Annotated in this window: 24 protein-coding genes; 21 read left to right on the top strand and 3 right to left on the bottom strand. The window is 61.9% G+C overall.

Annotation, left to right across the window (positions count from 1 at the left end; translation table 11 throughout):
* The first annotated feature begins 4 nt into the window (after nt 1–4).
* Genes nuoH through M3P21_RS10490 form a run of 12 tightly spaced genes read left to right on the top strand, consistent with a single transcriptional unit; the run spans nt 5 to nt 11,689 of the window.
* The gene (nuoH, locus tag M3P21_RS10545) at nt 5–1,042 is read left to right on the top strand and encodes an NADH-quinone oxidoreductase subunit NuoH (protein WP_249709912.1); all 1,038 of its coding nucleotides are present in this window, start codon (nt 5–7) and stop codon (nt 1,040–1,042) included.
* Nucleotide 1,043: 1 nt separating this feature from the next.
* The gene (gene nuoI / locus M3P21_RS10540) at nt 1,044–1,538 is read left to right on the top strand and encodes an NADH-quinone oxidoreductase subunit NuoI (RefSeq protein ID WP_249709910.1); all 495 of its coding nucleotides are present in this window, start codon (nt 1,044–1,046) and stop codon (nt 1,536–1,538) included.
* A complete protein-coding gene (locus tag M3P21_RS10535) occupies nt 1,535–1,945 on the top strand; it encodes a carboxymuconolactone decarboxylase family protein (RefSeq protein WP_249709909.1) in 411 nt (136 codons plus the stop codon). The genes nuoI and M3P21_RS10535 overlap by 4 nt, the downstream gene beginning before the upstream one ends.
* Complete coding sequence (locus tag M3P21_RS10530; protein ID WP_249709908.1) at nt 1,942–2,544, top strand: NADH-quinone oxidoreductase subunit J; 603 nt, start codon at nt 1,942–1,944, stop codon at nt 2,542–2,544. The genes M3P21_RS10535 and M3P21_RS10530 overlap by 4 nt, the downstream gene beginning before the upstream one ends.
* Nucleotides 2,541–2,930: a hypothetical protein gene (locus M3P21_RS10525; RefSeq protein ID WP_249709906.1), complete on the top strand. Its 390-nt coding sequence runs from the start codon at nt 2,541–2,543 to the stop codon at nt 2,928–2,930. The genes M3P21_RS10530 and M3P21_RS10525 overlap by 4 nt, the downstream gene beginning before the upstream one ends.
* Before the next feature lie 4 nt (nt 2,931–2,934).
* The gene (gene nuoK / locus M3P21_RS10520; protein WP_024090650.1) at nt 2,935–3,240 is read left to right on the top strand and encodes an NADH-quinone oxidoreductase subunit NuoK; all 306 of its coding nucleotides are present in this window, start codon (nt 2,935–2,937) and stop codon (nt 3,238–3,240) included.
* A gap of 7 nt (nt 3,241–3,247) precedes the next feature.
* A complete protein-coding gene (nuoL, locus tag M3P21_RS10515) occupies nt 3,248–5,434 on the top strand; it encodes an NADH-quinone oxidoreductase subunit L (RefSeq protein ID WP_249709904.1) in 2,187 nt (728 codons plus the stop codon).
* Nucleotides 5,434–6,975 (top strand): NADH-quinone oxidoreductase subunit M, encoded by a 1,542-nt coding sequence (locus tag M3P21_RS10510; RefSeq protein ID WP_249709902.1) that lies wholly within the window; start codon nt 5,434–5,436, stop codon nt 6,973–6,975. The genes nuoL and M3P21_RS10510 overlap by 1 nt, the downstream gene beginning before the upstream one ends.
* Nucleotides 6,976–6,986: 11 nt before the next feature.
* Complete coding sequence (gene nuoN, locus M3P21_RS10505) at nt 6,987–8,429, top strand: NADH-quinone oxidoreductase subunit NuoN (RefSeq protein WP_249709900.1); 1,443 nt, start codon at nt 6,987–6,989, stop codon at nt 8,427–8,429.
* 54 nt (nt 8,430–8,483) lie between these two features.
* Nucleotides 8,484–9,233 carry a biotin--[acetyl-CoA-carboxylase] ligase gene (locus M3P21_RS10500; RefSeq protein WP_249709899.1) on the top strand — a complete coding sequence of 250 codons (750 nt, stop codon included), beginning with the start codon at nt 8,484–8,486 and terminating at the stop codon, nt 9,231–9,233.
* Nucleotides 9,234–9,245: 12 nt separating this feature from the next.
* On the top strand, nt 9,246–10,025 hold the full coding sequence (locus M3P21_RS10495) for a type III pantothenate kinase (RefSeq protein ID WP_249709897.1): 780 nt from the start codon (nt 9,246–9,248) through the stop codon (nt 10,023–10,025).
* Nucleotides 10,022–11,689 carry a ribonuclease J gene (locus M3P21_RS10490; RefSeq protein WP_249709895.1) on the top strand — a complete coding sequence of 556 codons (1,668 nt, stop codon included), beginning with the start codon at nt 10,022–10,024 and terminating at the stop codon, nt 11,687–11,689. The genes M3P21_RS10495 and M3P21_RS10490 overlap by 4 nt, the downstream gene beginning before the upstream one ends.
* A 5-nt stretch (nt 11,690–11,694) precedes the next feature.
* Here M3P21_RS10490 and M3P21_RS10485 read toward each other — a convergent pair whose 3' ends face one another.
* Entirely contained in the window at nt 11,695–12,393 is a 699-nt protein-coding gene (locus M3P21_RS10485) for an NUDIX hydrolase (RefSeq protein ID WP_249709894.1), read from the bottom strand.
* A 21-nt stretch (nt 12,394–12,414) separates the two neighbouring features.
* Nucleotides 12,415–12,813 (bottom strand): DUF983 domain-containing protein, encoded by a 399-nt coding sequence (locus M3P21_RS10480; protein ID WP_249709893.1) that lies wholly within the window; start codon nt 12,811–12,813, stop codon nt 12,415–12,417.
* Nucleotides 12,814–13,040: 227 nt separating this feature from the next.
* On the opposite strand from M3P21_RS10480, the gene M3P21_RS10475 reads away from it, so the two are divergent.
* The 4 genes from M3P21_RS10475 to M3P21_RS10460 are packed head-to-tail and all read left to right on the top strand — an operon-like array spanning nt 13,041 to nt 14,948.
* The gene (locus M3P21_RS10475; RefSeq protein ID WP_249709891.1) at nt 13,041–13,502 is read left to right on the top strand and encodes an EF-hand domain-containing protein; all 462 of its coding nucleotides are present in this window, start codon (nt 13,041–13,043) and stop codon (nt 13,500–13,502) included.
* Nucleotides 13,503–13,522: 20 nt separating this feature from the next.
* Complete coding sequence (locus M3P21_RS10470; RefSeq protein ID WP_308445945.1) at nt 13,523–14,122, top strand: RNA polymerase sigma factor; 600 nt, start codon at nt 13,523–13,525, stop codon at nt 14,120–14,122.
* Nucleotides 14,115–14,474 carry a hypothetical protein gene (locus M3P21_RS10465; RefSeq protein WP_249709889.1) on the top strand — a complete coding sequence of 120 codons (360 nt, stop codon included), beginning with the start codon at nt 14,115–14,117 and terminating at the stop codon, nt 14,472–14,474. Before M3P21_RS10470 ends, M3P21_RS10465 begins: the two co-directional genes overlap by 8 nt.
* A complete protein-coding gene (locus tag M3P21_RS10460) occupies nt 14,475–14,948 on the top strand; it encodes a periplasmic heavy metal sensor (RefSeq protein ID WP_249709888.1) in 474 nt (157 codons plus the stop codon).
* A gap of 2 nt (nt 14,949–14,950) precedes the next feature.
* Here M3P21_RS10460 and M3P21_RS10455 read toward each other — a convergent pair whose 3' ends face one another.
* The gene (locus M3P21_RS10455; protein ID WP_283780924.1) at nt 14,951–16,336 is read right to left on the bottom strand and encodes a diguanylate cyclase domain-containing protein; all 1,386 of its coding nucleotides are present in this window, start codon (nt 16,334–16,336) and stop codon (nt 14,951–14,953) included.
* Nucleotides 16,337–16,432: 96 nt separating this feature from the next.
* Here M3P21_RS10455 and M3P21_RS10450 point away from each other — a divergent pair, with 96 nt between their 5' ends.
* From M3P21_RS10450 to M3P21_RS10430, 5 genes are all read left to right on the top strand, one after another.
* On the top strand, nt 16,433–16,717 hold the full coding sequence (locus M3P21_RS10450) for a DUF3572 domain-containing protein (RefSeq protein ID WP_249709887.1): 285 nt from the start codon (nt 16,433–16,435) through the stop codon (nt 16,715–16,717).
* A gap of 22 nt (nt 16,718–16,739) precedes the next feature.
* Complete coding sequence (locus M3P21_RS10445; protein ID WP_249709886.1) at nt 16,740–17,429, top strand: HAD family hydrolase; 690 nt, start codon at nt 16,740–16,742, stop codon at nt 17,427–17,429.
* A gap of 120 nt (nt 17,430–17,549) precedes the next feature.
* On the top strand, nt 17,550–19,109 hold the full coding sequence (locus M3P21_RS10440) for a trimethylamine methyltransferase family protein (protein WP_249709885.1): 1,560 nt from the start codon (nt 17,550–17,552) through the stop codon (nt 19,107–19,109).
* A gap of 90 nt (nt 19,110–19,199) precedes the next feature.
* Complete coding sequence (locus M3P21_RS10435; RefSeq protein WP_249709884.1) at nt 19,200–19,787, top strand: heme NO-binding domain-containing protein; 588 nt, start codon at nt 19,200–19,202, stop codon at nt 19,785–19,787.
* On the top strand, nt 19,784–20,803 hold the full coding sequence (locus M3P21_RS10430) for a GGDEF domain-containing protein (protein ID WP_249709883.1): 1,020 nt from the start codon (nt 19,784–19,786) through the stop codon (nt 20,801–20,803). Before M3P21_RS10435 ends, M3P21_RS10430 begins: the two co-directional genes overlap by 4 nt.
* The last annotated feature ends 19 nt before the right edge of the window (nt 20,804–20,822 follow it).

Genomic DNA, 20,822 nt, shown 5'->3' with positions numbered 1-20,822 from the left:
ACGCATGGCAGATTTCTTTAACACCCCAGGCGGAATAGCCCTGATCATCCTGGCGCAAGTGCTTGCGGTCGTGGCCTTCGTGATGATCTCGCTTCTGTTTCTGGTCTATGGCGACCGCAAGATCTGGGCCGCAGTCCAGATGCGCCGGGGGCCGAACGTGGTCGGCGTCTATGGCCTGCTGCAATCGGTGGCTGACGCGCTGAAATACGTGGTGAAAGAGGTGGTCATCCCCGCCGGGGCCGACCGCACCGTGTTCATCCTCGCGCCGTTGACGTCCTTTGTGCTGGCCCTGATCGCCTGGGCGGTGATCCCGTTCAACGATGGCTGGGTGCTGAGCGACATCAACGTCGCCATCCTCTATGTCTTCGCCGTCTCCTCGCTTGAGGTATATGGCGTGATCATGGGCGGCTGGGCGTCGAACTCGAAATACCCGTTCCTTGGCTCGCTGCGCTCTGCGGCGCAGATGATTTCCTACGAGGTCTCTATCGGGCTGATCATCATCGGTGTGATCCTGTCGACAGGGTCGATGAATTTCGGCGCCATCGTGCAGGCGCAGGACGGCAATCTGGGCCTGTTCAACTGGTACTGGCTGCCGCATTTCCCGATGGTGTTTTTGTTCTTCATCTCGGCGCTGGCCGAGACCAACCGGCCGCCTTTTGATCTGCCCGAGGCGGAATCGGAACTGGTCGCGGGGTATCAGGTCGAATATTCAGCGACCATGTTCCTGCTGTTCATGGCAGGCGAATATATCGCCATCTTCCTGATGTGCGCGCTGATCTCGCTCTTGTTCTTCGGCGGCTGGCTGTCGCCCATTCCGGGCCTGCCCGACGGGGTGCTGTGGATGGTCGCCAAGATGGCGTTCTTCTTCTTCCTCTTTGCGATGGTCAAGGCGATCACACCCCGCTACCGCTATGACCAACTCATGCGGCTGGGCTGGAAAGTCTTCCTGCCCTTCTCGCTGGGCTGGGTGGTTTTTGTGGCTTTCGCCGCCAAGTTTGACTGGTTCTGGGGCGCCTTTGCCCGCTGGAGCACCGGAGGCTGACATGACCCAGATCGACTATACCCGCGCCGCCAAATACTTCCTGCTGCAGGATTTCTGGAAGGGCTTCAAGCTGGGCATGAAGTACTTCTTCGCCCCCAAGGCCACCATCAACTACCCGCATGAAAAAGGCCCACTGTCCCCGCGCTTCCGGGGCGAGCATGCGCTCAGGCGCTATCCCAATGGCGAGGAACGCTGCATTGCCTGCAAGCTCTGCGAGGCGATCTGCCCGGCGCAGGCCATCACCATCGACGCCGAGCCGCGCGAGGATGGCTCGCGCCGCACCACCCGCTATGACATCGACATGACCAAATGCATCTATTGCGGCTTCTGCCAGGAAGCCTGCCCGGTGGATGCCATCGTCGAAGGTCCGAATTTCGAATTCGCCACGGAAACCCGCGAAGAGCTGTTTTATGACAAGGAAAAGCTCCTTGATAACGGCGAACGCTGGGAGGCCGAGATCGCCCGCAATCTGGAACTGGATGCACCCTACCGATGAGTGACACACCCACGAACCCGTTTGAGGCAATGATGGCGCAGGCTCAGGACATGGCCAAGGCGCTCAATCCGGCATTGGAAAGCTTCAATCCCAAAGGCTTTGAAGCGCTGTGGCCGACCATGCCCAAGGAAGCCATGGAGATGATGTTCGGCAACGCGGTCAACAAGGACGGGCTCGACGCCAAGACCCGTCTGCTGCTGACCCTGGCCGGGCTGACCATGCAGGGCGCGCAGGCTGACACAGCGGTGCGCCAGACCGTGCGTCACGCGCTTGAAGCGGGCGCGCGCAAACAAGAGATCGTCGAGACAATCGGCCAGATGTCGGTCTTTGCCGGCATTCCGGCCATGACCCGCGCACTGGACCTCGCCAAAGAGGTGATGGGCGACACCGGGGAGGAAGAAACATGACTGTCTTTGCCTTCTACCTCTTCGCCATCAGCGCCATCGCGGGCGGGCTGTTCACGGTGATCAGCCGCCAGCCGGTGCATTCGGTGCTGTGGCTGATCCTGTCCTTTCTGTCCTCGGCGGGGCTGTTCGTGCTGCTGGGGGCCGAATTTGTCGCCATGTTGCTGATCATCGTCTATGTCGGTGCTGTCGCGGTGCTGTTCCTGTTTGTCGTCATGATGCTGGACGTGGATTTCGCCGAGTTGAAGGCGGAAATGGCGCGGTACATGCCGCTGGCGCTGCTGATCGGTCTGGTGATCCTGATGCAATTCGTGATGGCCTTCGGGGCATGGCAGAGCGCGGAAGGCGCGGCGGCCAATCTGGCGCAGCCGGTCCCGGTGGACCGTCACAACACCGAGGCGCTGGGCGTGATCCTCTATGACCAGTATTTTCTGCTGTTCCAGCTTGCGGGCCTGATCCTGCTGGTCGCCATGATCGGCGCCATCGTGCTGACCCTGCGCCACCGCAAGGACATCAAGCGTCAGGACATCATCGCCCAGATGATGCGCGACCCGGCGCAGGCGATGGAATTGAAAAACGTGAAACCGGGGCAGGGGTTGTGACCATGCAGAGCAGCATCAAACTCGGGATTGCCGCTGTGTTTTGCCATCTCATGATTGCCTCCGGCGCGAGCGCGTCCGAGAATGAGATCGAAAACCCGCTCGATACCGTCAACAAGCATTTCGAAGTGGCCAGCAAGGATTTTGGCGGCGGCGTCACGCAATTGCACGCCCGCAAGGACGGAGCGGATGGAAGTGAACATTCGATTTACCACTTCGATTGCCCGAACCTGAAATATGCCCTGATCTCGAGCAGCGCGGGGAGACCCGACAACCTGCCCGATGTGGCGGACGAGCCTTTTGTAGAACCCCTCGAACCGGATGACATAGTTGCGCCTTTGGCCCAACACACCTGTGCGAAATACGGCTACCCCTTGCTGGAATGGTGAACACATGATCGGACTTGAACATTACCTGACGGTTGCGGCGACGCTCTTCGTCATCGGCATCTTCGGTCTCTTCCTGAACCGCAAGAACGTGATCATCCTGCTGATGAGCATCGAACTGATGCTCTTGGCGGTGAATATCAACCTTGTGGCGTTTTCCAGCTTTCTGGGCGATCTGGTGGGGCAGGTGTTCACGCTATTTGTGCTGACCGTGGCCGCTGCCGAGGCGGCCATTGGCCTCGCCATTCTGGTCTGTTTCTTCCGCAACCGCGGCAGTATTGCCGTTGAAGACGTCAATGTAATGAAGGGCTGAGGAACTCATGGAAACCACAATCCTCTTTGCCCCGCTGGTGGGGGCCATCCTGTGCGGGTTTGGCTGGAAGTTCATCGGCGAAAAGGCGGCGATGTGGACGGCGACGGGGCTGTTGTTCCTGGCGTGCATCCTCAGCTGGATCATCTTCTTCACATTTGACGGGGTGACGCAGCAGATTCCGGTTATGCGGTTTATCGAAAGCGGGTCGCTTTCCACCGAATGGGCGATAAGGCTAGATCGGCTGACGGCGATCATGCTGATCGTGGTCACCACCGTCTCGGCGCTCGTGCATCTCTATTCCTTTGGCTACATGGATCACGATCCGGCCTTCCGCGAGGGCGAAAGCTATAAGCCGCGCTTCTTTGCCTACCTCAGCTTCTTCACCTTCTCGATGCTGGCGCTGGTGACCTCGGACAATCTGGTGCAGATGTTCTTTGGCTGGGAGGGCGTGGGCGTCGCCTCCTACCTTCTGATCGGCTTCTATTACCGCAAGCCTTCCGCCAATGCCGCTGCGATCAAGGCGTTTGTGGTCAACCGGGTGGGCGATTTCGGCTTTGCGCTGGGCATCTTCGCGCTGTTCTTTCTGGTCGACAGCATCAATTTCTCGGATGTCTTCGTTTCCGGGCCCAAACTGGCCGAGACTCAGCTGAGTTTCCTCTGGGGTGAATGGTCGGCGATCGAGGTGATCTGCGTGCTGCTCTTCATCGGAGCCATGGGCAAGTCGGCGCAGTTGATCCTGCACACCTGGCTGCCGGACGCGATGGAAGGCCCGACGCCCGTGTCGGCGCTGATCCACGCGGCGACGATGGTGACGGCGGGCGTGTTCCTTGTCTGTCGCATGTCGCCGCTGATGGAATTTGCGCCCAATGCCACCGCCTTCATCACCTTCCTTGGCGCGGCCACGGCGTTTTTTGCCGCCACGATCGGTCTGGTGCAGACCGACATCAAGCGCGTCATCGCCTATTCCACCTGCTCGCAACTGGGCTACATGTTCGTGGCCGCAGGCGTGGGCATGTATTCAGCGGCGATGTTCCACCTGCTGACCCATGCGTTCTTCAAGGCGCTGCTGTTTCTTGGCGCGGGCTCGGTCATCCATGCCATGCATCATGAGCAGGACATGATGAACTATGGCGGGCTGCGCAAGAAGATCCCCTATACCTATTGGGGCATGATGTTTGGCACGCTGGCGATCACCGGGGTCGGCATTCCGCTGACCGGTATCGGCTTTGCCGGGTTCCTGTCGAAAGACGCGATCATCGAGAGCGCCTGGGCCGGTGGCACTGGCTTTGCCTTCTGGTCGCTGGTCATCGCGGCGGCCTTTACGGCCTTCTATAGCTGGCGGCTGATTTTCCTGACCTTCTTTGGCGAGGCGCGGGGCAACAAGCACACCCATGACCACGCCCATGAAAGCCCGATGACCATGCTGGTGCCGCTGGGTGTGCTGAGCCTCGGCGCGATCTTTGCCGGGATGCTCTGGTATGGCGCGTTCTTCGGGCATGCCGACAAGGTGGGCAAGTTTTATGGTATCCCGGTGGCCGAGGCCTCGGAACATGGCGAGGGGCATGACGCGGATACCCATGCCGCGCATGTTGCCGATGGCACCGCCGAAGAGCATCACGACACCGCAGAGGGCGATGCGCACGCCGAGGACGCGACCCATGCCGACGACGCTCATGGCGATAGCAAAACCGGCGACGCTGCCCATGGCGGTGACCATCACTATGTCTTCGCCGGTGAACCCGGTCAGGGCGCGATCTATATCGCACCGGACAATCACGTGCTCGATGATGCCCATGCTTCACCGAAATGGGTCAAGGTCTCACCCTTTGTGGCGATGGCGTTGGGTTTCCTGCTGGCCTATCTCTTCTACATCGTGAACCCGTCGCTGCCCGGACGGCTGGCCGAAAACCAGCGCCCGCTCTACCTGTTCCTGCTGAACAAGTGGTATTTCGACGAGATCTATGACGCGATTTTCGTGCGTCCCACGCTGGCGCTGGGTCGCTTCCTGTGGAGGCGCGGTGACGGCAACACAATCGACGGCTTCCTGAACGGGGTCGCGATGGGCGTGGTGCCGTTCTTTACCCGGCTCGCGGGCAAGGCGCAGTCCGGGTACATCTTCACCTATGCGTTCTACATGGTGCTGGGCATTGCCGCCCTTGTCACCTGGATGTCGATCGGCGGAGGGGCGCACTGATGGACAATATTCTTTCCATTGTTCTCGTCATCCCGGCGATCGCCGCGCTTATCCTGGCTGTTTTCCTGCGCGGAGAAGACGCCGCTGCGCAGCGCAATGCCAAGATGGTGGCGCTGTTCGCAACGACCATCACCTTTCTGGTGTCCATCGGCGTTTATACCGGCTTTGATCCCGAAAACACCGGCTTTCAGATGGTGGAAGAACGCGCATGGCTGATGGGGCTGAAATACAAGGTGGGTGTGGACGGGATCAGCGTGCTGTTCGTGCTGCTGACCACCTTCATCATGCCGCTGACCATTCTGGCAAGCTGGAATGTGACCGACCGCGTCAAGGACTATATGATCGCCTTCCTGATGCTGGAAACGCTGATGCTGGGCGTGTTCATGGCGCTGGATCTGGTGCTGTTCTATCTGTTCTTCGAGGCGGGCCTGATCCCGATGTTCCTGATCATCGGCATCTGGGGCGGCAAGGAACGGATCTATGCCAGCTTCAAGTTCTTCCTCTACACGTTCCTCGGCTCGGTGCTGATGCTGGTGGCGATGGTGGCAATGTATGCCGAGGCGCAGACCACGGACATCGCCGCGCTGATGGGGCATCAGTTCTCGTCTGAAAGCTTCAGTGTGCTGGGGGTTTATATCGTTGGCGGCATGCAGACGCTGATGTTCCTGGCGTTCTTTGCCAGCTTTGCGGTCAAGATGCCCATGTGGCCGGTCCATACCTGGCTGCCCGATGCTCACGTGCAGGCGCCTACCGCAGGCTCGGTTGTGCTGGCCGCGATCCTGCTGAAAATGGGCGGTTACGGCTTCCTGCGGTTCAGCCTGCCGATGTTCCCGGTCGGGTCCGAAGTGATGACTCCGCTGGTTCTGTGGATGTCGGCCATCGCGGTGGTCTACACGTCGCTGGTGGCGCTGGTGCAGGAAGACATGAAAAAGCTGATCGCCTATTCCTCGGTCGCGCATATGGGCTTTGTGACCATGGGCATCTTTGCGGCGAACCAGCAGGGCGTCGATGGCGCGATCTTCCAGATGCTCAGCCACGGTTTTATCTCGGCTGCGCTCTTCCTTTGCGTGGGTGTGATCTATGACCGGATGCACACCCGCGATATCGAGGCTTATGGCGGGCTGGTGAACCGGATGCCGGCTTATGCGCTGGTCTTCATGCTGTTCACCATGGCCAATGTGGGTCTGCCGGGCACCAGCGGGTTCATCGGGGAATTCCTGACCCTGATGGGGGCCTTCCAGGTCAACACCTGGGTGACGGCTGTGGCTGCCTCCGGCGTGATCTTTTCGGCGGCTTATGCGCTCTGGCTCTATCGCCGGGTGGTCTTTGGCGACCTGATCAAGGAAAGCCTGAAATCGATCCGCGACATGAATTCGCGCGAGCGGCTGATCTTTGCACCGCTGATCGTGATGACCTTGCTGCTGGGGGTCTACCCGTCGCTGGTGACCGACATCATCGGCCCGTCGACGACGGCGCTGATCTCGAATTATGACACGGCGCTGGCCGCGGCCGAGGCCGCCACCCAGCACGCATCGAACTGAGGGAGCCGGAGATGATCCAGGCTGATCTGACCGTAATCCTGCCCGAGATTGTGCTGTCCATCTACGCGATGGCGGCGCTGATCGGGGCTGTCTATACGCGCAAGGACGGGCTGGGGCCGCTGCTGGTCTGGTCCACCGCCGGGCTGATGGCCGTGCTGGCGATCTGGATCGCTTCGCAGCCCAATGTCACGCAGGTGGCCTTCAACGGCATGTTCATCAATGACGGCTTTGCCCGCTTTGCCAAGGTTGCTGTGCTGCTGTCGGCGGCGGTGATCCTGGTGATGAGCCAGGACTACATGTCGCGCCGGGGATTGTTGCGGTTCGAATACCCGCTGCTGATCGCGCTCGCCGCCGTGGGCATGATGATGATGGTCAGTGCCGGCGATCTGATGTCACTTTATATGGGGCTCGAGCTGCAATCGCTCGCGCTCTATGTGGTGGCCGCCCTGCGCAGGGACAGTGCGAAATCGACCGAGGCCGGTCTGAAATACTTTGTGCTGGGGGCGCTCAGCTCGGGTCTGCTACTCTATGGCGCGTCGCTGGTCTATGGTTTCTCGGGGACCACGCTCTTCACCGGCATCATCCAGACCGCTACCCATGGCGAGATGTCGCTGGGCATGCTCTTTGGCCTGATCTTCCTGATCTCGGGTCTGGCCTTCAAGGTCTCGGCGGTGCCGTTCCACATGTGGACGCCGGATGTCTACGAAGGCTCGCCCACGCCGATCACCGCCTTTTTCGCCACCGCGCCCAAGGTTGCGGCAATGGCGTTGTTTGCCCGCGTGATGCATGATGCCTTCGGGGCGGCGGTCAGCGACTGGCAGCAGGTGATCGTGCTGCTTTCGGTGCTGTCGATGTTCCTCGGCGGCATTGCCGCGATCGGGCAGCGCAATATCAAGCGGCTGATGGCGTTTTCCTCGATCGCCCATATGGGATATGGTCTGATCGGTCTCGCCGCCGGGACCGAGATGGGCATCAAGGCGATGCTGATGTATCTGGCGATCTATGTGACGATGAATGTCGGCACCTTTGCTTTCATTCTGATGATGGAGCGTGACGGTCAGCCGGTCACCGATATCGACGCGCTGCGCCAGTATTCGCGCCGCGAACCGGCCAAGGCGCTGGCGGTCATGATCCTGATGTTCAGCCTTGCGGGCGTGCCGCCGATGCTGGGTTTCTTTGCCAAGTTCGGGGTCTGGCAGGCCGGTATCTCGGCTGATCTGTTCGGCCTTGTCGTGGCCTCGGCCATCGCCTCGGTGATTGGCGCGTTCTATTACCTGCGCATCGTGTTCTACATGTATTTCGGGGCCGAGAACGAGGACCAGCTCGACACCAATTCCTCGCCCGTTCTGTGGGGCGCGTTAATGGCCTCGGCAGCGCTGATGATCGTCGGCGTGTTCTACCAGTTCGGCGTCGAAGGTGCTGCGGCAGCGGCGGCGGCGACCCTTGTCAACTGATCGCGGATCACAACAATCGAAAGGGGCCCGGTTGCTGAACCGGGCCTTTTTGCCATGAGCATCTGGCCCGAAACCTATGGCAAGCGGGTGCTGAACGAAGTCGACAGCACCCTGAACGAGGCCGCAAGGATTGCACCATCGCTGACCGGGCCGGAATGGATTCTGGCCCACCGCCAGACCGCCGCGCGCGGGCGTCGCGGGCGGGCCTGGGCGAACCCATCCGGCAACCTGGCCGCCACCCTGGTGATGCGTCCCTTCGGCACCACCGAGAACGCGGCGCTGCGCAGCTTTATCGCCGCGCTTGCGCTGTTTGATGCCTGTGTTGCGGTGACCGGGCGGGCGGATGGGCTGGCGCTGAAATGGCCCAATGACGTGCTGCTCAACGGCGGCAAGCTGGCGGGCATCCTGTTGGAAAGCGCCGGACAGGGCCAGGGCGTCAGCTATCTGGCCATCGGCATCGGTGTGAACCTGGCCGAAGCCCCCAGCGCCGCGCAGGTCGAGGCCGGTGCGGTGCGCCCGGTCTCGCTGCTTTCGGAGACCGGAGCGCTGGTCGCGCCCGAGGATTTCCTGACCGAACTGGCCGCGGCTTATGCCCGCTATGAAACGCAGTTCCAGAGTTACGGGTTCGAGCCGATCCGGCAGGCCTGGCTGGCCCGTGCGGCGCGGTTGGGCGAAGTGATCACTGCGCGGACCTCCACCAGTGAGACGGTCGGCACCTTCGAGACGGTGGACGGGCAGGGCAATCTTGTCTTATTGACCGCCAAAGGCCGCGTCAGCATTCCGGCGGCGGATATCTATTTCTGAGGACCAAGGCGCATGCTACTGGCGATTGATTGCGGCAATACCAATACCGTGTTCTCGATCTGGGACGGGCGGGAATTCCTCTGCACTCTGCGGACCTCGACCCACCATTCCCGCACGGCGGATGCCTATTTCACCTGGTATGCCACGCTGGTGAAACATTACGGGATCGAAGCGGAAATCACCGATGTGGTGATATCTTCGACCGTTCCGCGCGTGGTGTTCAACCTGCGCGTCTTCGCGGATCGGTTTTTTGGGTGCCGCCCACTGGTGGTGGGTAAGCCCGATTGTCTGCTGCCCTTTCCTCCTCGCGTGGATGAAGGGACACAGGTCGGGCCTGACCGGCTGGTCAACACCGCCGGGGCTTTTGACCGCCATGGCGGAGATCTGATCGTGGTGGATTTCGGCACCGCGACCACGTTCGACGTGGTGGCGCATGACGGCGCTTATGTGGGCGGTGTGATTTCCCCTGGCGTCAACCTGAGCCTTGAGGCGCTGCATCTGGCGGCGGCAGCCCTGCCGCATGTGGATATCTCGAAACCGCAGAAGGTGATCGGCACCAACACTGTGGAGTGCATTCAGTCCGGCGTGTTCTGGGGCTATGTCGGTCTGGTGCGTGAGGTCTGCGAACGAATCCGGGGCGAATACGGCGCCCCAATGAAAATTGTCGGAACCGGGGGGCTGGCACCGTTGTTCCAGCAATCCGCCCAGTTGTTCGACATATTCGAAGATGATCTGACGATGCACGGATTGACCGTGATCCATCGCTATAACAAGGAAAATGGCTCTCAATGAGCAATGAACGTTTGATTTACCTGCCCCTTGGTGGGGCGGGCGAGATAGGCATGAACGCCTATGTGTATGGTTACGGCGCGCCGGGCAAGGAACGGCTGATCCTTGTTGATCTGGGCGTGGCGTTTCCCGATATGGACACGACGCCGGGCGTCGACCTGATCTTTGCCGATCTCACCTGGCTGAAGGAACGCGCCGACCGGCTTGAGGCGATTTTTGTCACCCATGCCCATGAGGATCATGTGGGTGCGGTCTCGCTGAACTATGCGTCGCTGAACGTGCCGGTCTATGCCCGCGCCTTCACCGCCAATATCGCACGCCGCAAGATGGAGGAACGCGGCCACCCGCCAGAGGCCGTGCGCACCGTCTCTGCCTGGCCCGAACAGATCGAGGCCGGGCCGTTCACGGTGGGTTTCCTGCCGGTGTCGCATTCGGTTCCCGAAAGCGCGGGGCTGGTGATCGACACGCCTGCCGGGCGGATCGTGCATTCGGGCGATTTCAAGCTTGATGCAGAGCCGGTGGTGGGTGAGGCGTTTGACCCCGATCTGTGGGCTGAGGTGGCGAAGTCAGGCGTCAAGGCGCTGGTCTGCGACAGCACCAATGTCTTCTCGTCCCATCCAGGCCGCTCCGAATCCGAAGTGGGGCCGGAGATCACCAAACTGGTCGCCGGGGCCTCGGGCATGGTGGTTGCGACCACCTTTGCCTCGAACGTGGCGCGGGTGAAAACACTGGCCGAGGCAGGCGCGCGGGCAGGGCGATCTGTCGTGCTGCTGGGCCGGGCCATGCGGCGGATGATCGAGGCGGCGATCGAGACCGGCGTGCTCAGCGATTTTCCCAAGGTGATCAGCCCGGAAGAGGCGCAGGATGTGCCGCGCGGCAACCTGATGCTGATCGTGACCGGCAGCCAGGGCGAACGCCGAGCCGCCAGTGCCCAACTGGCGCGCGGCAAGTATCGCGGGTTGTCTCTGGCCGAGGGCGATCTGTTCCTGTTCTCGTCCAAGACCATCCCGGGCAATGAAAAGGGCGTGATCCGCATCATGAACCAGCTCAGCGAGATGGGGGTGGATGTGGTCGATGACAGCTCTGGGCTTTATCACGTTTCGGGTCATGCCAACCGGCCCGATCTGGAACGGGTGCATCAGATCGTCGATCCGCAGATGGTGATCCCGATGCATGGCGAGCATCGCCACCTGCGCGAGCATGCGAAACTGGCCGAGGCCGCAGGCCGCCCCGGGATCGTTGCGGTCAACGGCATGATGCTGGACCTCAGCGGCAATGCGCCCAAGGTTGCCGACTATATCGAAACGGGGCGCACTTATCTCGATGGCAGCGTCCAGATCGGAGCGCTCGACGGGGTGGTGCGTGACCGTATTCGCATGGCGCTGAACGGCCATGTGACGGTCACCGCCATTCTCGATGAGCAGGACGAGCCGCTGGGCGAGCCCTGGTGCGACACCAAGGGTCTGCCCGAGACCGGCAATTCGCGCGCGGCACTGATCGAGGTGCTGGAAGAAGACCTGAACCAGTTCCTGATGCGCGCCGACAAGAAGACCCTGCGCGACGATGACAAGCTGGAAGAGGCGCTGCGACGCATCACCCGGCAGAGTGCCCTCAATGAGATCGGTCGCAAACCCGAGGTCACGGTGGTGGTCAGCCGGATGCGCTGACCGGTTCAGTCACCGGTCATCTGGTGGCCGCGCAGACGCAGGAACAGGCTCTGCTCGTCATCATTGCGAAAGAACGGAACCGAGGCGGGCGGGGTCATGTCCCGCGCCCGCTCGGTGATCTCGGCCAGCACCACTTCGGTGATGAAGGGCAGATCGAAGGTGCGCACCTCGCTCAGCGGGATCCATTGCAGATGCGACAGCTCGTCCGAGGCGCGCGAGAAATCGTCGGGATCACCCATGATATGGGCGGCATCGATCAGAAAGAACCGCGCATCAAAGCGGCGCGGGCGGCCCGGCGGCGTGATGGCGCGAAAGACGAATTGCAGGCCGCGCGCCGAGGGCAGATACCCGGTTTCCGCATAGCCCTGCCAATCGTCGGGTACGGGTCCGTCCCACGCGCCGGGCTCTCCCAGAACCAGTCCGGTTTCCTCCCACAATTCACGGATCGCGGCGACTGCAAGCGCGTTGCCGATATCTTCGGCGACATCTTCCGTCAGACGGTCCCGGCACAGCGCGGGCAGGGGCGAAGCCAGTGCGATCTCGCGGTCCGCCGCATCCACCGCACCGCCGGGAAAGACGAACTTGTTGGGCATGAAAGCCGCCTTGGCCCCGCGCTGCCCCATCAGCACCGATGGATGCGTCTCACGATCCCGCAAGACGATGACGGTCGCGGCGTTCCGGATTGCTGACTTGTCTTCGCTCATGCCCCAGCCTGTATCGGAGGCTCAGTCCGCCTGCCCGAAACCGTGCATGCGCCGCGCCCATTGATAGGCGACAACCGCGCCCTTCAGTCTGGGCAGAAGATAGAGCGAGAGCGCCAGGCAACCAACCGCAAAAATCAGAAACAGCGTCAGAGGTTCCGGCCGCCATTGCACGAAGGTCACGTGCAGCGCCGGCGCCATCAGGTGACCGACCAGCAGAATGGTCAGATAGGCGGGCCCGTCATCGGCGCGGTGGTGAAAGAATTCCTGACCGCAGTCGCCGCAGGTATCATGCACCTTGAGATAGTTGAACAGCAACGGCCCCTTGCCACAGCGCGGGCATTTGCGCCGGAACCCCTTGGCCAGCGCGGGCCAGGTGGGACGATCTGAGATGTGTTGTGTTTCGACGGCCTGATCGGTCATGGCACCCTCATGCAAGTCACGCGCCCTTTTGCACGGAAATAGCCCGGCGGAAAAGGGGGGAAAGGGCGTTTGCGGCCCCTTGTCGCAAAAGGTGATCACCGCCCGCATCTTTCGCGCCTGAAAGGCCAGGAAAAGATTTTGCTTGCCGCGACGGATTCCGAAGAGCGCGCCGTTTGATCTACATGATCGGCGGCAGCGGGCCGCCGCGCAAGAAAAGGAAGATCAGGATGAAACATGCAGGCTTTATCGGTGGGGTTGTTGTTCTGGCGACCGCAATTGCCGCGAGCAGTGCAATGGCAAAGGGGCCGGGCAAGGGCGTCGACTTCGAAACGCTGGACGCCGATGGCAACGGTCAGGTCACCATCGAAGAGGTACAGGCCTGGCAGGAGCAGCGCTTTACCTCGGTCGACACCGATGGCAGCGGCACGCTGAGCCTCGAAGAGTTGCAGGCCGCAGGGCAGGCGAAAGCCAATGAGAAGGCGGCGAAGATGCTTGAACGTCGCGACGCCAACGGCGATGGTCAACTCAGCCAGGACGAACTGCCGAAACGGCGCGATCCGGCCAAGATGTTCGACCGGATGGACGCCAATGACGATGGCACCATCTCGCAGCAGGAATTCGCGGATGCGCGCCAGAAGATGGGCAGGAAACACGGCAAGCACAAGCACGGCGACGCGCAACAGAACTGATCCGTGTGGAAGACCTGCCGGTGATATCATCGGTTGTGCCCGGTGACGTTTCGACCGTGACCGGGCTCAGCGACGATACCCTGCTTGTGATGTTCGCCAAAGGCGACAGGCAGGCGGCGGCCGAGCTGACCGATCGGCTCGGCCCCCGGACCTATGCGGTCGCGCTGCGGGTGCTGGGCAACCGGGCCGAGGCCGAGGATGTGGCACAAGAGGCGATGATCCGGCTCTGGCGCATGGCCCCGGACTGGCAACAGGGGCAGGCCAAGGTGTCGACCTGGCTTTATCGGGTGACGCTGAACCTCTGTCTCGACATCAAGCGCCGCAAGACCCCGCTGGATATTGACGCGGTGCCCGAACCCGAAGACAGCGCACCGGGCCCGGCGGACCGGTTGCAGGACGCGGCCCGGCATGACGCGTTGCAGGCCGCGCTGATGCAGCTGCCCGACCGGCAGCGCGAGGCGGTGGTGCTGCGCCACATCGAAGAGCTGTCGAACCCCGAGATTGCGGGGATCATGGACATCAGCGTCGAGGCGGTCGAAAGTCTGACCGCCCGGGGCAAAAGAGCACTTGCCAGGGCCTTGGCCGACCGGCGTGCGGAATTGGGATATGGCGATGACTGAGACTGACAAGGATCTGGAGGCACTCTTTGCCGCAGCACGCGAGACGCGGGATGACATGCCCGCCGGTCTGGCCGCGCGGATGACGGCGGATGCCGACCGCATTCAGCAGGACCATCTGGCCCCTGCCGAACCGGTCCGGTCGCGCCCGGGCCTGTGGCATCAGGTGCAGTCCTTGCTGGGTGGCTGGGCCGGGATGGGTGGCCTTGTTGCGGCAAGTGCGGCGGGGGTCTGGATCGGTCTGGCCCCGCCGGAGTTCCTGCCGGACCCCGCCGGGCTGGTGTTCCAGCAGGAAGAGGATCTGGAGCTGTTCCAGAGCTTTGCCTTCAATGATGTCACGCTGGAGGAGGGATAAATGGCCGAAACTGTCTACAGAACACGGACCTGGGTCAAACTGCTTCTGGGGGTCTCGCTGGCGTTGAACCTGGCGGTTGCGGGGCTGGCCGTGGGCGCGATGCTGCGCTTTGGCGGCCATGATCACAAGCGCCCGATGCCCAAAACGGTGGGGTCGATGTTGTATCGGGCCTTGCCTGATGACGACCGCAAGGCGCTGCGCACGCAGACGCGCGCTGTTCACAAGGCCCGGCGCGGTGCCAAGGAGGTTGACCTGAAGGCAGTGATCACCGTACTGAATGCCGAGCCGTTCGACCCGCAGGCGCTGCGCGAGGTGATCGGCCAACAGGCCAAAGCCCGCAGCGCGATGTTCATGGCGATGCAGACCGCCTGGATCGCGCAGGTCCTGACCATGGATGATGCCGAGCGGCAGGTCTATGCGGACCGTCTGGAAGAGCTGGCACAGCGCAAGCGCCACAAGGGTGGCAAGAAATAGGTTCAGGCGGCCCGTTGCAGCATGTAGCAGTTTCGGCCCGCATGTTTGGCGTCATACAGCGCCTTGTCGGCCTGCGCGATCAGGCGGTCGATGTCACTTTGTCCCGATGCCGTGTTCTCGGGCTCGCCCACGACGACACCGATGCTGGCCGTGACCTGGATGGGGGCGGTGCCCGCACCCAGCTTGAAAGGCTGCCCGTTGATTTCCCGGCACAAGCGCGCCGCGACCCGGTCCGCATCCTCACGGGGCGTGTTGGGCAGGGCGACCATGAATTCCTCGCCCCCGATCCGGGCAATCAGGTCCTGCGTACGCAGGTTGCCGCGCAGGCGGCGGGCGGTCTCGATCAGCACCGCGTCGCCTGCCGCATGTCCATAAGTGTCGTTGATCGTCTTGAAGTGATCGAGATCGACCATCATCACCGCAAATCCCGCATCCGGTGTCCCGGGTGTGCGCAGCAAACGGCCCAGGGCGGGCAGGGCATAGCGCCGATTATACAGCCCGGTCATCGAATCGCGCGTCGCCGCCCGCAGCCCGGCTTGCACACTGTCGCGATACCGGTCTGCGCGGGCCTTGCGGTGCAGCAGAGTCTCGAGCCGCAGCGCAACCTCGCGGGCGCAGAACCCGCCCATCACCACGTCATCGGCCCCCAGATCCAGCGCGGTTGCCGCGCGCTGGGTGCTGGGCTGCTTGGGCACCGCGATAACGGCGGCGTTGCGGGTCAGGCCCCGCGCGCGCAGATCGGCCAGCAGGCGCAGGCCCGCCGCGCCCTCGGACAATTCCACGATCAGTGCATCCGGCACACCCTGGTCGGGCAGGCCATGCAGCCCGTTGCAGGTAACCAGATCAAGCCGGTGACCCACCTGATCGCGCAGTTGCGTGCGCCAGACCGCACCGGTGCCGCAGCTTTGCGCGATCACCGCGACCGAGGCGGAACGCTCTGCCGGAGCGAAGAGGCTGGGCGCCTCGTCAAATCCCACCGCCTGCGAGGCGGACTGGCGCTGCAACTCGCCCAGATTGCCATGGATACGGATCAGGCTTCGGATACGGGCCAGCAAAATCACGTCATTGCAGGGCTGGCACAGCACGTCGTGGATGCCCGCCGCCAGCGCCCGCAGTTTTGCGCCGCGATCATTCTGGCGCGCGATTGCGATCATCGGGATATTGGCGGTGCCGCATTCGGCCTGCAGCATCCGGTGCAACCCCAGCGCATCACCATCCGGCAGATCCATCGCCGAGATGATCAGGTCGGGATGCGTGCGGCGGATCAGCGGCATCACCCCCTCAAGCGTTGCGGCCTGGACCACGTGATACCATGCGGCCGACAGCTGGACCTTCAGCATGATCCGGTTGGTGGACACGCCGTCCAGTATCAAAATCGTTCCCTGCATAGACGCATCCCATCGACAAGTGCTTTTCATTCCTTCCGATTTGTTTAAGAAACTGGTTAAGAATCTCTTTCCGCAGTCGAAATGACCGGAGGCTCGATGACCTTTGCCGCCCCTGCAGCCGAGACGCTGGCGCTGCGCGCGCTGACCTGGCTGGTCGGAAATGACGAATTGCTGCCGATCTTTCTGGGATCAACCGGCGCCGATGAGGCGCAACTGCGCGCAAGCGCCGGTGACGCAGAATTTCTACTCTCGGTGCTGGATTTTCTGATGATGGACGATGCCTGGATCGTTGCCTTTTGTGATGCCAGCGCTGTCCCCTATGACCAACCGATGCAAGCCCGGGCCGCCCTGGCGGGCGAGTCTGGGATGCACTGGACCTGAGCCACCAAAACCGGAGCACTACATGCAGATCGACGCCATTCTGTTTGACAAGGACGGAACCCTGTTCGACTTCGCCGCCACCTGGGAGGCTTTTGCTCGATCCCTCCTGACGAAACTGGCTGAGGGTGACCCCAACCGCGCCGCGCAACTGGGCGAGGTGATCGGCTTTGACCTGCACGCCGGTCGCTACCATCCCGACAGCATCGTGATTGCGGGCACGACGTCGGAGGTGGTCGAGATGCTCGCGCCCTCGCTCCCCGGTATGACCAAACCCGGGCTAACCGACATGCTGAATCGCGAAGCCGCCCTGGCGCCGCAGACCGAAGCGGTGCCGCTGGTCCCGTTTCTCGACAATTTGCGCAACCATGGCCTCAGGCTGGGCATAGCCACCAACGATTCCGAGGCCCCCGCACGCGTGCATCTGGGCGCGGCGGGGGTGCTGGACCGGTTCGATTTCATCGCCGGGTACGACAGCGGCCATGGGGCCAAGCCCGAGCCCGGTCAGTTGCTGGCGTTTGCCGCCCATATAGATGTCGCGCCCGAACATATCGCCATGGTGGGCGATAGCACGCATGACTTGAAAGCAGGCCGCGCTGCGGGGATGCGGACTGTCGGCGTGCTCACCGGTGTGGCCCCTGCGGATGAGCTCGCGCCCTATGCGGATGTGGTGCTGGCGAACGTCGGCGAAATCCCCGCCTGGCTGGGGCTCTGATCCATTGGGGCCCACGAATACGGTCGAAGAGGATTGAAAAGCGACGTTTCGCGTCGTCAATAGAGCGGCAGTCCGCAGCACATCTGAGGCTTCCTTTGAGGGAGCCAAGGGAGATGTGCCATGACGCGAGGCGCCACACGCAGAAAAAGAGGCGGAGGCCGTGCCGGTGCCGCCGCGCGGCGGGGATCGGCGGTCATCGAGCAGATGCCCTGGCGTATTCCGGTCAATATCGACCGCCCGGTCGAGCCGCTGGACGGTGAAGGCGTACAGGCGATCCACGAGGGCGCAATGCGAATCCTTGAAGAGATCGGAGTGGTCTTTCTGAACGCAGAAGCGCTCGGCATCCTGCGCGAGGCGGGTTGCTCGGTTCAGGGCGACGTGGTGCGGATGGGCCGCGATTTCGTCATGGAGATGGTCGGCAAGGCCCCCAGCCAGTTCACCCTCACACCGCGCAATCCCGACCGCCAGTTGCCCGTCGGGGGCAACAATATGCTGTTCGGCAATGTGTCATCGCCGCCGAATTACTGGGATATGGAGATTGGTAAAAAGGTCTCGGGCACGCGCGAGCAATGCCGGAACCTGTTGAAGCTGACGCAGTATTTCAACTGCATCCACTTCGCGGGCGGCTATCCGGTGGAACCGGTCGATATTCACGCCTCGGTCCGGCATCTGGATGTGCTCTATGACAAGCTGACGCTCAGCGACAAGGTGATGCACGCTTATTCGCTGGGCAAGGAACGCGTCGAGGACGTGATGGAGATGGTGCGCATTGCCGGGGGCTTGAGCGATGAGGAGTTCGAAGCCACACCGCGTATGTATACCAACATCAACTCCACCTCACCGCTGAAACACGACCACCCGATGATCGATGGCTGCCTGCGGCTGGCGCGGCGCGGGCAGGCGATTGTGGTGACACCGTTTACACTGGCCGGTGCGATGGCGCCGGTGACCATGGCGGGCGCGGTGGCGCAATCCCTGGCCGAGGCGCTGTGCGCGATTGCACTGTTTCAATATGTCAGGCCGGGAATTCCCTGTGTTATCGGGACCTTCACGTCCAATGTTGACATGAAATCGGGAGCGCCTGCTTTTGGCACGCCGGAATATATGCGCTCGACCCAGATGACCGGGCAGATGGCGCGGTTCTATGGCTTGCCGATGCGCTCCTCGGGCGTTTGTGCTGCGAATGTGCCCGACGGGCAGGCGATGTGGGAAACCTCGAACTCGCTCTGGGCGGCGGTGCAGTCGGGGACCAACATGGTCTATCACGCGGCCGGATGGCTGGAGGGCGGCCTGATCGCCAGCCCCGAGAAATTCATCATGGATTGCGAGATATTGCAGCATATTCAGCGGTATATGGAACCTTCTGTAACCGCAACGACACCTGAGGACATCGCGTTGGAGGCGATCAGCGAGGTCGGCAATGACGGCCATTTCTTTGGTATCCAGCACACGCAGGACCGCTATAGCACCGCCTTCTATCAGCCTTATCTGAGCGACTGGCGCAATTTCGAGGCCTGGGAAGAGGCGGGTGCGGTCTGGACTGCTGAACGCGCGCACCACATGTTCAAAGAGATCATCGGCGCGTTCGAGGCCCCGCCGATGGATGCCGGCATCCGCGAGGAATTGTCGGATTTCGTTGCACGCAGAAAGACCGAAGGTGGTGCCCCCACCGATTTCTGACCCGAATATTTTTTTCATTCACCCTGTCGCGTTGGGACTTTTTTAATCCTTTTGGCGCGACACTGTGTCGACGCAGATTAGGGTGAGGTCATGCATGGGCTGATAAACAGGGCGATCCAATCCTTCATATGCCACAATTATGGCCGTGAGTGCTGGCTCCGGGTGACCGAAGCCGCAGAGCTTGGGTTCGTCGAATTCGAACCGATGCTGGTCTATGAAAACGAAACGACCGACAAGGTGCTGGTCGAAATTGTGCGCGATCTTGGCCGCAACCGGCGCGACCTGCTGGAGGATCTGGGGACCTATCTGGTCTCGAACCCCAACACCGAATCCCTGCGGCGGCTGTTGCGCTTTGGTGGCGTGACCTATGTCGAATTCCTGCATTCGCTGGATGACTTGCCAGACCGGGCCCGCATGGCCGTGTCCGATCTGACCTTACCTGCCCTGGAATTGCGGGAATATGCGCTTGGCCATTACACGCTGACCTGCCAGCCGGGATTGCCGGGCTATGCCGATGTCATGACCGGCATGTTGCGGACCATGGCAGATGATTACGGCGCGCTGGCGATTCTCGATCACAAGGGGGCCACCGGTGGTGCCGAGATTATCGAGATAACCCTGATCGAAAGCTCATTCGCCGAAGGGCGCAGTTTCGAATTGGGGGCGCGTGCCGGATGACCGAGGAAGAGCTTGCAGAATTGCTAGATCAGTTATGTCCCATGCATCTGATGCTGAATGCCACGGGGCATGTGATCGAGGCGGGCGGCACCATCCGCAAGCTGCGCCCGGATTGCAGCGTGGTGGGTGCGCGGTTTCTGGACCTGTTCGAGGTCTTGCGCCCGCGCCGCGTCATGTCGATGGAGGAGTTGCTGGACGCGCCCGACGGGCGGCTGCATCTGCGCTTTCGCGACGATCCGCAAACGTCGTTCAAGGCCAGCCTGGCGCCGTTGGCTGAGGGCGCGGTGGTGAACATGTCTTTCGGTATTTCGCTGTTGGATGCCGTGGGCGCGTATGGGCTCAGCGCCGCCGATTTCGCGCATACCGATCTGGCGATCGAGTTGCTGTATCTGATCGAGGCCAAATCCGCCGCGATGGAGGCATCGCGCAATCTCAATGTCAGGCTGCAAGGGGCCAAGATCGCAGCCGAGGAACAGGCTTTCACCGATACACTGACCGGGTTGAAGAATCGCCGCGCACTGGACCTGATCCTGCAGCGCTATCTGGCCGCGTCGGTGCCTTTTGCGCTGATGCATGTGGATCTGGATTACTTCAAGACCGTGAATGACACGCTGGGCCATGCGGCGGGCGACCATGTGCTGCAGGAAGTGGCCCGCATCATGGTGGATGTGACCCGTAGCGATGATACCGTGGCGCGGGTCGGCGGCGATGAATTCGTGATCGTCTTTCCCAAGCTGCGCGACCGCAAACAATTGGACGCGATCGCCAAACGGCTGATCGAACGTCTGGAAACCCCGATCGGCTATAACGGAGAGGAATGTCGCATCTCTGGCAGCATGGGCACGGTGCTGTCCGATCAGCAGGCCGGGGGTGAGGCGGGCGAGCTGCTGCATGCGGCCGACCTTGCCCTTTATGCCGCCAAACATGGTGGCCGCGCCGGGCATCGTTTCTTTGACCCGTCCATGACCGCGCCGCCAGCCATCAGCAGCGCGGTCCCGAGGGACCGGATGAACTGAGCCTGCGCGATGTCGCCGC

The sequence above is a fragment of the Ruegeria spongiae genome, from assembly GCF_023502395.1.
In the GTDB taxonomy this organism is placed as follows: Bacteria; Pseudomonadota; Alphaproteobacteria; order Rhodobacterales; family Rhodobacteraceae; genus Ruegeria_C; species Ruegeria_C spongiae.
This window is presented reverse-complemented; position numbering and strand designations above follow the sequence as displayed.